13 protein-coding genes are annotated in these 13,344 nt (G+C 72.3%); 7 read left to right on the forward strand and 6 right to left on the reverse strand.

The window, feature by feature from the left end; translation table 11 throughout:
- Positions 1-247: 247 nt before the first annotated feature.
- Both IE255_RS32460 and mscL read left to right on the forward strand, forming a co-directional pair.
- Complete coding sequence (locus IE255_RS32460; RefSeq protein ID WP_190054016.1) at positions 248-739, forward strand: CpaB family protein; 492 nt, start codon at positions 248-250, stop codon at positions 737-739.
- A gap of 135 nt (positions 740-874) precedes the next feature.
- Complete coding sequence (mscL, locus tag IE255_RS32465; RefSeq protein WP_190053972.1) at positions 875-1,333, forward strand: large conductance mechanosensitive channel protein MscL; 459 nt, start codon at positions 875-877, stop codon at positions 1,331-1,333.
- 25 nt (positions 1,334-1,358) lie between these two features.
- On the opposite strand, the gene IE255_RS32470 is transcribed toward mscL, so the two are convergent.
- A complete protein-coding gene (locus IE255_RS32470; RefSeq protein WP_114253583.1) occupies positions 1,359-1,538 on the reverse strand; it encodes a hypothetical protein in 180 nt (59 codons plus the stop codon).
- Between the two features lie 56 nt (positions 1,539-1,594).
- Here IE255_RS32470 and IE255_RS32475 point away from each other — a divergent pair, with 56 nt between their 5' ends.
- The 4 genes from IE255_RS32475 to IE255_RS32490 all read left to right on the forward strand — a co-directional run bounded on the left by IE255_RS32475 (position 1,595) and on the right by IE255_RS32490 (position 6,268).
- Complete coding sequence (locus tag IE255_RS32475; RefSeq protein ID WP_190053973.1) at positions 1,595-2,824, forward strand: low temperature requirement protein A; 1,230 nt, start codon at positions 1,595-1,597, stop codon at positions 2,822-2,824.
- Positions 2,825-2,906: 82 nt separating this feature from the next.
- Complete coding sequence (locus tag IE255_RS32480; RefSeq protein WP_190053974.1) at positions 2,907-3,947, forward strand: P1 family peptidase; 1,041 nt, start codon at positions 2,907-2,909, stop codon at positions 3,945-3,947.
- A 176-nt stretch (positions 3,948-4,123) separates the two neighbouring features.
- The gene (locus IE255_RS32485) at positions 4,124-5,341 is read left to right on the forward strand and encodes a L,D-transpeptidase (RefSeq protein ID WP_190053975.1); all 1,218 of its coding nucleotides are present in this window, start codon (positions 4,124-4,126) and stop codon (positions 5,339-5,341) included.
- Between the two features lie 180 nt (positions 5,342-5,521).
- On the forward strand, positions 5,522-6,268 hold the full coding sequence (locus tag IE255_RS32490; protein WP_190053976.1) for a DUF6227 family protein: 747 nt from the start codon (positions 5,522-5,524) through the stop codon (positions 6,266-6,268).
- Between the two features lie 9 nt (positions 6,269-6,277).
- Here IE255_RS32490 and IE255_RS32495 read toward each other — a convergent pair whose 3' ends face one another.
- The 5 genes from IE255_RS32495 to IE255_RS32515 all read right to left on the reverse strand — a co-directional run bounded on the left by IE255_RS32495 (position 6,278) and on the right by IE255_RS32515 (position 12,127).
- Positions 6,278-6,433: a hypothetical protein gene (locus IE255_RS32495; protein ID WP_190053977.1), complete on the reverse strand. Its 156-nt coding sequence runs from the start codon at positions 6,431-6,433 to the stop codon at positions 6,278-6,280.
- A gap of 110 nt (positions 6,434-6,543) precedes the next feature.
- Positions 6,544-8,589, reverse strand: a complete 2,046-nt coding sequence (locus IE255_RS32500; protein ID WP_190053978.1) for a PTS fructose transporter subunit IIABC — start codon at positions 8,587-8,589, stop codon at positions 6,544-6,546.
- A gap of 148 nt (positions 8,590-8,737) precedes the next feature.
- Entirely contained in the window at positions 8,738-9,685 is a 948-nt protein-coding gene (pfkB, locus tag IE255_RS32505) for a 1-phosphofructokinase (protein ID WP_190053979.1), read from the reverse strand.
- Positions 9,682-10,443, reverse strand: coding sequence for a DeoR/GlpR family DNA-binding transcription regulator (locus tag IE255_RS32510; RefSeq protein ID WP_190053980.1), 762 nt, complete (start codon positions 10,441-10,443; stop codon positions 9,682-9,684). Before IE255_RS32510 ends, pfkB begins: the two co-directional genes overlap by 4 nt.
- A gap of 175 nt (positions 10,444-10,618) precedes the next feature.
- Positions 10,619-12,127, reverse strand: a complete 1,509-nt coding sequence (locus IE255_RS32515) for an MFS transporter (protein ID WP_190053981.1) — start codon at positions 12,125-12,127, stop codon at positions 10,619-10,621.
- A 62-nt stretch (positions 12,128-12,189) separates the two neighbouring features.
- On the opposite strand from IE255_RS32515, the gene IE255_RS32520 reads away from it, so the two are divergent.
- Complete coding sequence (locus tag IE255_RS32520; protein WP_190053982.1) at positions 12,190-13,170, forward strand: helix-turn-helix transcriptional regulator; 981 nt, start codon at positions 12,190-12,192, stop codon at positions 13,168-13,170.
- Positions 13,171-13,344: the final 174 nt, after the last annotated feature.

Below are 13,344 nucleotides of genomic sequence, written 5' to 3' on the forward strand. Positions count from 1 at the left end.
TCCACAGGCCGGCGGTACGTCCACAGGCCTGAGCGGGCGGGGCGGCGAAGCCTCATCGTGGGGAGCGCAAGCCGGTCCCTCGTCGCAGGTGGTGGTCTCCGTGTCTCTCGCCCGGTCTTCGTCTCTCGCCCGGTCTTCGTCTGTCACCCGGTCTTCGTCTGTCACCCGGTCTTCGGTCGTGCCTTCCTCTCCCTCGTGGTCCGTTGCCGCGTGTCCGCCCGGGGCCGAGGTCCCCGCGACGCGCGAGGTGCCGCGGTTCGATCCGGTACGGGTTCGCGGCCGGGCGGGCCGGCTCGTGCGGCACCGGCGCAGGGCCCTGGCCGTCGGGCTCGCGGTCACCGCGACCGCCCTCGTGGCGGCGGGGCCGCGTGACGCCGAGGGCGCCCGTGGGCATCCCCGGTCCGGACCTCCCGCGCACACGGCCTCGGTGCCCGGGGAGCAGCCCGCGCCCCCACGCCGTGCCCTGGGAGCGGTGACGGCTCCCGTCCGGATCGCCGACGCGGCCACCGTACGGCTGCTGCGGCCCGGCGACCGGGTCGACGTCATCGCCGCCGAGGAGACGGTGACGGGCGGCGACGCCCGAGTCGTCGCGCGCGGAGCCAGAGTGACGAAGGTGCCGGAGCCCTTGGAGGGCGCTTCGGACGGTGGCGCGCTGGTCGTGCTCTCCGTGCCGCGCGCCACCGCCGCCCGGCTGGCCGGCGCGAGTGCCACGGCGCGGCTGGCGGTGACGTTGTGGTGAGGGGCACGGTGGCGCGGGCCGCGGCCCCCTCAAGGCTCTCGTTCGAGGGACCCAGGTCCTCCGTTCGGCCCCACGGTGACGTAGGTTGCGGAGCGTTTTGTTCCACAAGCTGCGCGTGCGAGGAGAGACCCCGAGGTGAGCGAGAAGAAGGAACCGAGCGTCTGGGACGGCTTCAAGGCCTTCCTGATGCGCGGGAACGTCGTCGATCTGGCGGTGGCGGTGGTGATCGGCGCCGCCTTCACCAACATCGTCAACGCCGTGGTGAAGGGGATCATCAACCCGGTCGTCGGGGCCATCGGCACCAAGAACCTCGACCACTACAGCTCGTGCCTCAGCTCGACCTGCGAGGGCGATCAGGGCATCCAGATCCTGTGGGGCTCCGTCCTCGGCGCCACGCTGAGCTTCGTGATCACCGCGGCGGTCGTCTACTTCCTGATGGTCCTGCCCATGGCGAAGTACCTGGCCCGCCAGGAGGCCCGTCGGAAGGCCAAGGAGGGCACGCAGGAGGTCATCGAGGTGACCGAGCTGGAGGTGCTCAAGGAGATCCGGGACGCGCTGGTCGCCCAGCGCGGTTCGGGGCACGACCGGTCGTAGCGCTGCGGGCGGCCGCCCGGCTGCTTCACAGGTGGTGGGGCGGCTTCTCGTCGAGGAAGCGCCGGAGGTCGGCCGCCCCGCCGCCGGAGTCGGTGCGCTCGCCCCAGCCCCGGTCGGTGTCGTCGGAGGACTGCTGGTCGAGCGGGTCGTCGAAGACCAGCGCGGGCTTCGGTTCGCGCGGCTCGGAATCGGGGGCGGTGCTCATGCGTCCAGGGTACGGTCGCGGAGAAAAACCCCGCGCCTTCTGTTGTGCTGGGAATCATGACCTCCAGCACCCCTCCCCCGCCCGCCCCCTCCGGCGCACCCGGCAGCCGGGGCCCCCTGCGCAGGCTCAGGGCCCGCGGCCGCGACGAGGCGCACCGGGCGGCCTCGCCGCTGGAGCTCTTCTTCGACCTCTGCTTCGTCGTGGCCGTCGCCCAGGCGGGCGTCCAGCTGGTGCACTCCGTGGCCGAGGGGCACGCGGGCGAGGGGATCCTCGACTACGCGATGGTGTTCTTCGCCCTGTGGTGGGCGTGGATGAACTTCACGTGGTTCGCCTCGGCGTACGACAACGACGACGTCCTCTACCGGGTCGTCACGCTGGTGCAGATCGCCGGTGTGCTGGTCCTCGCGGCGGGGGTCTCGCGGGCGTTCGAGGAGCACGAGTTCCTGCTGGTCTGGCTGGGCTACCTGATCATGCGGCTCGCCCTGGCGTCCCAGTGGCTGCGGGCGGCCCGGGCCGGCGAGGGCCCGGAGCGCAGGACGGCCCTGCGCTACGCCGGGGGTGTGCTGCTGTGCCAGATCGGCTGGCTGGGGCTGCTGTTCCTGCCCGAGGGGGCCCGGCCCTGGTGGTTCCTGGTGATGGCGCTGCTGGAGATGTGCGTGCCGCCGTTCGCCGAGAGGGGGTACACCACGGCCTGGCATCCGCGCCATATCGCGGAGCGGTACGGCCTGTTCACCATCATCGTGCTCGGCGAGACGATCGCGGCGGCCACGATCGCGGTGAAGTCGGGCGTCGACGAGAACGACGCGCTGGGCGAGCTCCTCCCGATCGCGGCGGGCGGTCTGCTGGTCATCTTCGCCGCGTGGTGGGTCTACTTCGTGGTGCCCATCCACGGCCATCTGCGGTCCAACCGGCAGGCGTTTTTGTGGGGCTACGGGCACTACCTGGTCTTCGCCTCGGCGGCCGCGATCGGGGCCGGACTGGAGGTGGCGGTGGAGCAGACGGTCGGCAAGGCGCACATCTCGACGCTGTCAGCGTCGGCCGCCGTGACCCTGCCGACGGCCCTCTACCTGCTGACGCTGTGGGCCCTGCACTCACGCCACTTCAAGGCGGGCTTCACCCAGCAGCTGGTGCTGCCGACGACGGCCCTGCTGGTGATCTGCTGCACGTTCCTGGAGGACTGGGCGGTGTTCGCGGCGGGTGTGGTCTGCGCGCTGTCGGTGGCGGCGGGCGAGACGCTGGCCGTGCGCAGGACCGCGCGGGAGAGCGGGCAGGCGACGCCGGCCTGAGGGGCACCGCGCCGACGGGGCCGACGGCGCCGAACGGCTCGGTACGCCCGCGGGCGCCGGTGACTGGACGAGACTGTGCGCCATGACAGTTGAGGCTCTGGTTGACGCTCTGACGGATGTCTCCGGGCTGCGCGTGGGGCACGCCACCCGCGCCGGCGACGGCTGGCTCACCGGCACCACGGTCGTGCTCGCCCCGGAGGGCGGCGCCGTGGCCGCCGTGGACGTGCGCGGCGGCGGTCCCGGCACGAAGGAGACGGACGCGCTCGATCCGCGCAACGTGGTGCGGAAGGTCGAGGCGGTGGTGCTGACCGGCGGCAGCGCGTACGGGCTGGACGCGGCGTCGGGGGTGATGGCCTGGCTGGAGGAACGCGGGCGCGGGATCCGCGTCGGGGCGGACCCGGCGCACGTGGTGCCGGTGGTGCCCGCCGCCTGTGTCTTCGACCTGGGGCGGGGCGGCGACTTCCGGGCCCGGCCGGACGCGGCCACCGGCCGTGCCGCCGTCGAGGCCGCCGCGGCGAGCGAGGCCGGCGCGCCGGTGCCCCAGGGGTGCGTGGGCGCGGGTACGGGCGCGGTGGTCGGGGTGGTGAAGGGCGGCGTCGGCAGCGCGAGCACCGTGCTCGGCTCGGGGGTCACGGTGGCGGCGCTGGTGGTGGCCAACGCGGCGGGGTCGGTGCTGGATCCGGAGACGGGGGTGCTGTACGGGGAGTTGTTCCAGGGGCGGGTGGAGTACCCGGAGGCGCGGGTCCACGAGGCGGCGCGGCGGCGCCTGGCCGAGACGGCCGCGCGGAGTGCTCCTCCCCCGCTCAACACCACGCTCGCGGTGGTCGCCACGGACGCGGACCTGTCGAAGGCGCAGGCGCAGAAGCTGGCCGGTACGGCGCACGACGGCATCGCCCGGGCGGTGCGGCCGGTGCACCTCCTCAACGACGGGGACACGGTGTTCGCGCTGGCGACGGGAGACCGCGCCCTGGACGCCGCGAACCCGCTCGCCCTCAACGAGGTCCTCGCGGCGGGCGCGGACGTCGTGACCCGGGCGATCGTGCGGGCGGTGCGCGCCGCCGGGTCGGTCGACGGCCCGGGCGGGGCGTGGCCGTCGTACGGGGAGTTGTACGCCGGCCGCTGAACTGCCCTGCGGCGCACAGCGGATCCACCGCGGATCCACAGCGGAACCGGACTTTGTCGCGGTTCTGTCACGTGACGGCGTTCACCGCGCACGGGCGGAACCCGACCGGCTGCCCCGCCCCTCTTCCCTCACGTACTGGAGCGGATCACGCACATCACACGAACTGGGAGCAGCCCGTGACAACGCCGGACATTGCAGCGCGGCGCACACTGGGGGCCTGTGCCGCCCTGATGGTCGGCGCCCTGACGCTCACCGCCTGCGGTGGCAGCGCCAACGCCAAGGACGACGAGAAGGGCGGCAAGGACGCCACCAAGACGTCCGTGGCGAAGATCGCCATCTCGGCGAAGGACGGTTCGACCGGCGCCTCCATCAACACGACCGGCGTGAAGGTCAGCGACGGAAAGCTGACCGACGTGAAGATGACGGTGGCGGGCAGCGGGCAGGCCGTGCCGGGCTCGGTCTCCGCGGACGGCAAGGCGTGGAAGCCGAAGGAGCAGCTGGAGCGCGGCACCAAGTACCAGATATCGGCGACCGCGAAGGACGCGGACGGCCGGACGGCGGCGGCCAACTCGATCTTCACCACGGTGTCCTCGGCGAACAGCTTCATCGGCACGTACACGCCGGACAACGGCACCACGGTCGGCGTGGGCATGCCGGTGTCGTTCACCTTCGACAAGGCCATCACCGACCGGAAGGCCGTGCAGTCGCACATCACGGTCAGCTCCAGCAGCGGGCAGAAGGTGGTCGGGCACTGGTTCAACGGGCAGCGGCTCGACTTCCGGCCCCAGGAGTACTGGAAGGCAGGCTCCAAGGTCACGATGAAGATCGACCTGGACGGGGTCGAGGGCGCGAACGGCGTCTACGGCGTGCAGAAGAAGACGGTCACCTTCACCGTCGGGCGTGCGCAGGTCTCCACGGTCGACGCCAGGACCCAGACCATGACGGTCGTGCGGGACGGCAGGACCGTCAAGACGATCCCGATCTCGGCGGGCAGCCCGCAGCACACCACGTACAACGGGCAGATGGTGATCTCGGAGAAGTTCGTCCAGACGCGGATGAACAGCCAGACGGTCGGACTGGGCGGCGAGTACGACATCCCGGACGTGCCGCACGCGATGCGCCTGACGACGTCCGGCACGTTCATCCACGGCAACTACTGGTACAACAAGGGCAATCCGCCCTTCGGCCGCCAGGGCACCAGCCACGGCTGCGTCGGCCTCGCGGACGTCCAGGGCGCGGGAGGCAACACGCCCGCCAAGTGGTTCTACGACAACTCCCTCATCGGGGACGTGGTGATCGTGAAGAACTCCCCCGACACGACGGTGGCGCCGGACAACGGGCTCAACGGCTGGAACATGCCGTGGAGCCAGTGGGTCGCGGGCAGCTCGTCCTGATCGACTTCAAGTACGACCCCAACTGGGGTTTCTGACGGATCGGCCGGGCCGCGCGGGAACATTTCGCGCGGCCCGCGCGTTTTCCCGGACGTACGTTTTCTCGGTTCCCGGACATGATGTCCGACCGAGGGGCTACGGTATGCACCCACAAGGTGACATGCAGCAACGCCGGGAGAAACCTTGAGCGTTCCGTACGAGACGGCAGCGTACGAACCCCACGACTCGCCCGAGTCTCCGGAGGAGCACCTCGCGCGACTCCTCGGCCGTGCCCTGAACTCCTTCGAGTTGCCGGACGAGACGATAAGGCTGCTGGACTGCGCGCTGGCGCACGACGGTTCGCTGCACTCCGCGCACCACAGCGCGGGCCTGCACCGGGAGACGTACCGGCACACCTGGCTGCTCGCGGACGGCTCGGCGCTCACCCTCTGGGAGCTCGTGCACAACACCGCGCCGGGCAGCGAGCCGCAGCACGAGGTGTACGTCGACGAGGAGGAGCTGCGCGCCGCCACGGCGCGGCTGCCGCTGCCGCCGGACGCCCCGGACTTCGAACTGCCGGTGACGGTGCAGTTGTCCCCGGCCCCCGCGCCCCGGCACTTCTACGCCAGGGACGACTCGGCGGACCACGCACGCCGTTTACTGCGCAGGGCGGAGAACGCGGACCGGCCGGGCGCGGACACGGCGGCCCTGCTGGCCACGGCGTCCGGTCACCAGATCACCCAGGCCTTCGGCCGCCCGTGCCGCGCGGGCCGGGCGGGGCTGGGCTTCTCGCTGTACGAGCACGCCTTCCTGCTGCGCGACGGCGAGGAGGTCTCCCTCTGGGAGGTCGAGCACACGGTGACGCCGGACGGGCGGCACATGTGCGAGGTGTACACCAGCGAGGACGCGGCACGCGAGGCGATGGAGCGGCGGGCCGCGCAGGTCTCCTAGGGGAACCGGCTAGGCCCGGTCGCCGAGTTGGCGTACCAGCTCGGTGAAGGCGTCTCTCTCCTCCGCGGACAGTTCCACGGACTCCGACCGGGGGCCTGTCTGCCGTTGCTGCGGGAGGGCGGGGAGGTGGTGGCCCTCGGGCCACCGGGAGACGTGCTCAGGCATGCGCCCAGTAGACACCACGGCCCGGGACTTCGGTCCCGGGCCGTGACTTTCGTGATCTATCTCGCAGGTGGCATGAACGGATCACAGTGCCCCAAAGGGGCCCATGCTCCTTACGCCGCCACCGGCTGCTTCTTCTCCGCCGGGGCCGCGGTGCCCGCGCCGGAGGCCGCCGTGGCACCCGGGGCCGGCTTGCGCAGACCCTTCAGGACGACCACCAGGGCCGTGGTGACACAGACACCCGCGGCGATGGCGACCAGGTAGAGCAGCGGGTTGCCAATCAGCGGGACCACGAAGATGCCGCCGTGCGGGGCGCGCAGAGTGGTGTCGAAGGCCATCGCCAAGGCGCCGGTGATCGCGCCGCCGACCATCGAGGACGGGATGACGCGCAGCGGGTCGGCCGCGGCGAACGGGATCGCGCCCTCGGAGATGAAGGAGGCGCCGAGCACCCAGGCGGCCTTGCCGTTCTCGCGCTCGGTCTGCGTGAAGAGCTTGCCGCGCACGGTCGTCGCCAGGGCCATCGCCAGCGGCGGGACCATACCGGCCGCCATCACCGCGGCCATGATCTTCATCGCCGAGTCGCTGGGGCTGGCGACCGCGATGCCGGCCGTGGCGAAGGTGTAGGCGACCTTGTTGACCGGACCGCCGAGGTCGAAGCACATCATCAGGCCGAGCAGGGCGCCGAGCAGGATGGCGTTGGAGCCGGACAGGCCGTTCAGCCAGTCGGTCATGCCCTTCTGCGCCTCGGCGATGGGCTTGCCGATGACGACGAACATCAGGAACCCGACGATCGCCGAGGAGATCAGCGGGATCACCACCACCGGCATGATGCCGCGCAGCGCCACCGGGATGTTCACCTTCTGGATCGCCATCACCACGCCGCCGGCGATCAGACCGGCCGCGAGACCGCCGAGGAAGCCGGCGTTGATGGTGAGGGCGATCGAGCCGCCGACGAAGCCGGGCACGAGGCCGGGCCGGTCGGCCATGCCGTAGGCGATATAGCCGGCCAGGACCGGGACGAGGAAGCCGAAGGCGACGGCGCCGATCTGGAAGAGCAGGGCCGCCCAGCTGTCGGCCTGCGTCCAGATGAAGTGGTCCATCACCGACGGGGCCTTGTTGATCTTGTATCCGCCGATCGCGAAACCGAGGGCGATGAGCAGACCGCCCGCCGCGACGAACGGCACCATGTAGCTGACGCCGGACATCAGCCACTTGCGCAGCTTGGTGCCGTAGCCCTCGCCGGAGTCGCCGGAGCGCTCCACGGGGCTGGACGGGGCGGAGCCGGAGGTGACCTCGCCGCGGGCCGCCTTCTCGCGGACCTCGGTGATGAGTTCCGCGGGGCGGTTGATGCCCGCCTTCACGCCGACGTCGACGGTCGGCTTGCCGGCGAACCGCTCCTTCTCCCGGACGGGCACGTCGTGGGCGAAGATCACGCCGTCCGCCGCGGCGATGACCTCCGGGTCGAGGCGGGTGAAGCCGGCCGAGCCCTGGGGCTCGACGGTGATCTCGACGCCCGCCTCACGGCCGGCGTTCTCCAGGGACTCGGCCGCCATGTAGGTGTGGGCGATGCCGGTGGGGCAGGAGGTGACGGCGACGATGCGGAACGGGCGCTCCGCACCAGGAGCGGTGTCGTCGTCGGTGACCGTGGCGGCGGCGGAAGAGGCCGCTCCCGCCGACGCCACGGGGTCTTCGGCACCTGCCGGAGCAGGCTCGTCCGGCTCGTCGCCGCGGATCAGGGCCGCCGCGGCCGCCGCGTCGCCCACCGCGCGCAGGGCGTCGGTGAACTCGCTGTCCATCAGCTGCCGGGCCAGCGACGACAGGATCGTCAGATGGGCGTCGTCGGCACCGGCCGGCGCGGCGATCAGGAAGATCAGGTCGGCGGGGCCGTCCGCGGCACCGAAGTCGATGCCCGCCGCGCTGCGGCCGAAGGCGAGCGTCGGCTCGGTGACGTGCTCGCTCCGGCAGTGCGGGATGCCGATGCCGCCGTCGAGGCCGGTCGGCATCTGGGCCTCGCGGGCGGCCACGTCGGCGAGGAAGCCCTCGAGGTCGGTCACCCGGCCCAGGGCCACCATGCGCTCGGCGAGGGATCGCGCCGCCGCTTCCTTGGTGTCGGCGGACAGGTCGAGATCGACCAGGTCCGCGGTGATCATGTCGCTCATCGCGGGCTCCTTAGCACGCGTATCGCCCGGTCAGTGGGGTGGGCGGGGGTGGGGACGGGGGTGTGGTGGGGGGTGACGGGGGCGGGTGCGGCGAGTAACGGGGCGGCTCGCCGCGCACGGGCCGGTTCGAGCAGCTCGTCGGGGTACGTCATGTCACCGGCTCCTTCAGCATGCGGTCCGCCGGGACGTCGGCCGTGACCGTCACCGCCGCCGGATCCAGGTCTCGGGGGGTCGGCATCACACTGCCGGGCAGCTGGACGGCCGCCGCGCCGTGCGCGACCGCGGAGGCCAGGGCCTCGGGGCCGCTGCCGCCGGCGATCAGGAAACCGGCGAGGGAGGAGTCGCCGGCGCCCACGTTGCTGCGGACGGCGTCCACCCGGGCGCTGCCGAACCAGGCGCCCTCGTCGGACACCAGCAGCTGCCCGTCGGCGCCGAGGCTCGCGAGGACGGCCCGGGCGCCCATCTCGCGCAGCTCCTCGGCGGCCTTCACGGCGTCGCCGACGGTGGCGAGGGAACGGCCGACGGCCTCCGCGAGCTCCTCGGCGTTGGGCTTGACCACGTCGGGCCGCTCGCGCAGGGCCGCGAGCAGCGCGGGCCCGGAGGTGTCCAGGGCGATCCGGGCCCCGGCCGCGTGCGTGCGGGCGACCAGCTCGGCGTACCAGGAGGGGGCGAGGCCGCGCGGGAGGCTGCCGCAGCAGGCGATCCAGGAGGCCTCGCGGGACTGCTGCCGTACGGTCTCCAGGAGCAGTTCCCTCTCGACCTCGGTCAGTTCCGGGCCCGGCGCGTTGATCTTCGTCAGGACGCCGTCGGCCTCGGCGAGGGCGATGTTGGAGCGGGTGGCCCCGGCGACGGGAACCGGCGCGACCTCGATGCCCTGCGCGTCGAGCAGGTCGGCGACGAGCGCGCCGGGGGCGCCGCCCAGGGGCAGGACCGCCACCGTGCGCTGCCCGGCCGCGGCGACCGCTCGCGAGACGTTCACGCCCTTGCCGCCCGGGTCCATCCGCTCGCCGGTGGCGCGGATGACCTCGCCGCGGTCGAGGGACGGCACCTCGTAGGTGCGGTCCAGGGACGGGTTCGGGGTCACGGTGAGGATCATGCGCGCACTACTTCCGTGCCGCCGCGCTCGATCGCGACGGCGTCTTCGGGGCTCAGCCCGCTGTCGGTGATCAGCAGGTCCACGTCGCTCAGGTCGCCGAAGCGGGCGAAGTGCTCCTGGCCGTGCTTGGAGGAGTCGGCGAGCAGCACCACGCGGCGGGCGGCGGCCACGGCCGCGCGCTTCACGGCGGCCTCGGCGAGGTCGGGGGTGGTCAGGCCGTGCTCGGCGGAGAAGCCGTTGGCGGCCACGAACAGCACGTCCGCGCGGATCTCGCCGTAGGCCCGCAGCGCCCAGGCGTCCACGGCGGCGCGCGTGCGATGCCGTACGCGGCCGCCGACGAGGTGGAGCTGGATGCCGGGGTGGTCGGCGAGGCGGGCCGCGATGGGCAGGCTGTGCGTGACGACGGTGAGCGAGGCCTCCAGCGGGAGGGCGGCGGCCATTCTGGCCACCGTCGTACCGGCGTCGAGGATCATCGTGCCCTGGCCCGGCAGTTCCGCGAGGGCCGCCTTGGCGATGCGGTCCTTCTCGTCGGGCGCCGTCGACTCGCGCTCGGCGATGTCCGGCTCGAAGTCGAGGCGCCCGACCGGGATGGCCCCGCCGTGCACCCGGCGGACCAGTCCGGCGCGGTCGAGGGCCTTCAGATCCCGGCGGATCGTCTCCGCCGTCACCTGGAACTCCTCGGCCAGCGACACGACATCCACTCGGCCGCCGTCACGGGCGAGCCGGAGGATCTCCTGCTGCCGTTCCGGTGCGTACATGTCTGTTCGCCTCCGCCTCGTGCCCGAACGTGTGGTTTCAGCGGGAGGCTACGCCGAGATTTCCGCAAAGTAAACAGGTTCGGACCCAATCGGGCATGATCAGAAATGCAGACGGGCCCGGCACCCGAGGTGCCGAGCCCGTTCCCGCTGTCAGACCGGCGCCGGTTGCCTTCTGTCAGACCAGCGCCGGTTCCTTCTGCTCCGCCGCCGGCTGCTCCCCCTCCAGGTGCTGCGCGGGCCGCTTCGGCAGCGCGAACATCAGCAGGAAGATGGCGCCCATCACCACGGCCACCCAGCCCAGCGCGTTGCGGAAGGCGTCCGCGAAGGCCGGACCCACCTGCTCCGGGCGCAGGTGCTCGGAGATCGTGCCGAAGAAGACCACCGACACCAGCCCCAGCCCGAGCGCGTTGCCCATCTGCTGCACGGTGTTGATGAGCCCCGAGGCCGAACCGGCGTGCTCGCGCGGCACCTCGGAGAGGATCGCGTCGGTCAGCGGCGCCACGATCAGGCCCATGCCGACGCCCATCACGACCAGCGGCAGGGCCATCTGCCAGGGCGTGACGGCGAGGCCGTAGTGCGCGGACTCCCAGACGTAGAGCAGCACCCCGGCCGCCATCACCAGCGCGCCCGCCTGGAGCACCTTGCGCCCGAAGCGCGGCACCAGCTGCTGCACCGACATCCCGGCGGCCACGGAGACGGCGATCGAGAACGGCACCCCGGTCAGCCCGGCCTTCAGCGGGCTCCAGCCCAGCCCGACCTGCATGTACAGGGTCCACACCAGGAAGAACACGCCGAGCCCGACACCGAAGACGGTTTGTACGGCGATCCCGGCCGCGAAGCTCTTGACCCGGAACAGCGACAGCTCGACCAGCGGGGAGCCGTCCCGGGCGCTCTTGCGCCTCTCGTACGCCACCAGCGCCGCGAGGACGACGAGCGCGCCGGCCATCGAGACGTACCCCCACAGCGGCCAGCCCAGCTCGCGGCCGCGGATGAGCGGGTAGAGCAGCATCAGCAGGCCCAGCGTCACGAGCGCGACGCCCACCAGGTCCAGCTTCAGGGCCCGCGGCGCCTTGGACTCGGTGATGAAGCGGCTGCCGAGGATCAGGCCGGCGACCCCCACGGGCAGGTTGATCAGGAAGATCGAGCGCCAGCCCCACCCGAACAGGTTCCACTCGGTCAGCAGCGCGCCGAGCAGCGGACCGGACACGGCGCCGAGGCCGACGACCGCGCCGAACAGCCCGAAGACCTTGCCCCGCTCGTGCGCCGGGAAGGTCGCGTGCACGATCGACAGCACCTGCGGCACCATCAGCGCCGCCATGCCGCCCTGGAGGAAGCGGGCGGCGACCAGCATCTCCGGGTTCACCGCGAGGCCGCAGAGCGCGGAGGCGACGGTGAAGCCGCCGATGCCGAGGAGGAAGATCCGCTTGCGGCCGTGGATGTCGCCGAGCCGTCCGCCGGTGATCAGCCCGGCGGCGAAGGCGAGGGCGTATCCGGCGGTGATCCACTGGATCTGGCTGAAGGACGCGCCCTCCTCCTGCTGGATCGACGGGATGGCGATGTTGACGATCGTGACGTCGACGAGGTCCATGAAGGCCGCGGTCATCACGATCGCGAGGGCGAACCAGCGACGGCGGTCCGTCCCGCCGCTCGCGGCGGTGCTGGGGGTGTGCTCGGTGGAGGTCATGCCGCGAAGCTAGTGGCCCATTAGGTCAGATCGTGTCCTACTGGTACGGCATCCTCGTCGGTATGACGACGGACACTCCGGCCCGGCTGCTGACGCTTCTCTCCCTCCTCCAGACGCCCCGCGAATGGCCCGGCGGCGAGCTCGCCGACCGGCTCGGGGTCTCCCGGCGCACGGTCCGGCGGGACATCGACCGGCTGCGTGAACTGGGCTATCCCGTGCAGGCCAGCAAGGGCGCCGACGGCGGCTACCGGCTGGTCGCCGGCAAGGCCATGCCGCCGCTGGTGCTCGACGACGAGGAGGCGGTGGCCATCGCGGTCGGGCTGCGCGCCGGGGCGGGGCACGCCGTGGAGGGCCTGGACGAGGCGTCGGTGCGAGCGCTGGCCAAGCTGGAGCAGGTGCTGCCGGGCCGGCTGCGCCACCGCGTGACCACGCTCCAGGCCGCGACCACACCGCTGACCAGCGGGGACGGGCCGAGCATCGCGCCCGAGACGCTGACCGTCATGGCCTCGACGGTGGCCGGGCACGAGCGGCTGCGGTTCGCCTACCGGGCGGCGGACGGCACGGAGTCGCGGCGCCTGACGGAGCCGTACCGGCTGGTGTCGACGGGCCGCCGCTGGTACCTGGTGGCGTACGACATCGACCGGGACGACTGGCGCACGTTCCGCGTCGACCGGGTGAGCGACCCGCTCGCCACCGGGGCGCGGTTCGTGTCGCGGGAACTGCCCACGGGGAGTGCGGCGGAGTACCTGCGGCAGTCGATGCAGCGGCACCAGGAGTCCTACGACTTCGAGGTCGTCTTCGCCGCACCGGCCGGCTTCGTCGCCGCCCGGCTGCCGACGTGGCTGGGCACGCCCGAGCCGCTGGACGACGACAGCTGCCGGCTGCGGGGTTCCGTCGGGGACGCGGTGCAGTGGGTGGCGTTCCGCCTGGCGATGCTGGAGTGCGACTTCGTGGTACGGCAGCCGGAGGAACTGGTCACGGCCGTACGGGAGTTGGGCGCGCGGTTGAGCAGGGCGGCGGAGGGCGCGACCGGCGGCGCGTGAACCCCTGGGGCGGAGTCGGGGTGGTGATGCTCACGCCCGGCAGGCACATGGAGACCGCCCACACAGCGAACCCGACGCCTCACGACCACCCACGGGAAGTCCCGCAGCCCATGGAGACCGCCACACGGCCAACCCGACGTCTTACGGCGCCCCACGGCAAGTCCCGCAGCCCCA

Origin of the sequence: Streptomyces lomondensis, from assembly GCF_014651035.1 — a bacterium.
Classification (GTDB): domain Bacteria; phylum Actinomycetota; class Actinomycetes; order Streptomycetales; family Streptomycetaceae; genus Streptomyces; species Streptomyces lomondensis.

Coding starts and splice junctions, on each gene's coding strand:
- IE255_RS32470 (WP_114253583.1), bottom strand. CDS start 1,538: ATGAGCACCGCCCCCGATTCCGAGCCGCGCGAACCGAAGCCCGCGCTG.
- IE255_RS32475 (WP_190053973.1), top strand. CDS start 1,595: ATGACCTCCAGCACCCCTCCCCCGCCCGCCCCCTCCGGCGCACCCGGC.
- IE255_RS32480 (WP_190053974.1), top strand. CDS start 2,907: ATGACAGTTGAGGCTCTGGTTGACGCTCTGACGGATGTCTCCGGGCTG.
- IE255_RS32495 (WP_190053977.1), bottom strand. CDS start 6,433: ATGCCTGAGCACGTCTCCCGGTGGCCCGAGGGCCACCACCTCCCCGCC.
- IE255_RS32500 (WP_190053978.1), bottom strand. CDS start 8,589: ATGAGCGACATGATCACCGCGGACCTGGTCGATCTCGACCTGTCCGCC.
- pfkB (WP_190053979.1), bottom strand. CDS start 9,685: ATGATCCTCACCGTGACCCCGAACCCGTCCCTGGACCGCACCTACGAG.
- IE255_RS32510 (WP_190053980.1), bottom strand. CDS start 10,443: ATGTACGCACCGGAACGGCAGCAGGAGATCCTCCGGCTCGCCCGTGAC.
- IE255_RS32515 (WP_190053981.1), bottom strand. CDS start 12,127: ATGACCTCCACCGAGCACACCCCCAGCACCGCCGCGAGCGGCGGGACG.
- IE255_RS32520 (WP_190053982.1), top strand. CDS start 12,190: ATGACGACGGACACTCCGGCCCGGCTGCTGACGCTTCTCTCCCTCCTC.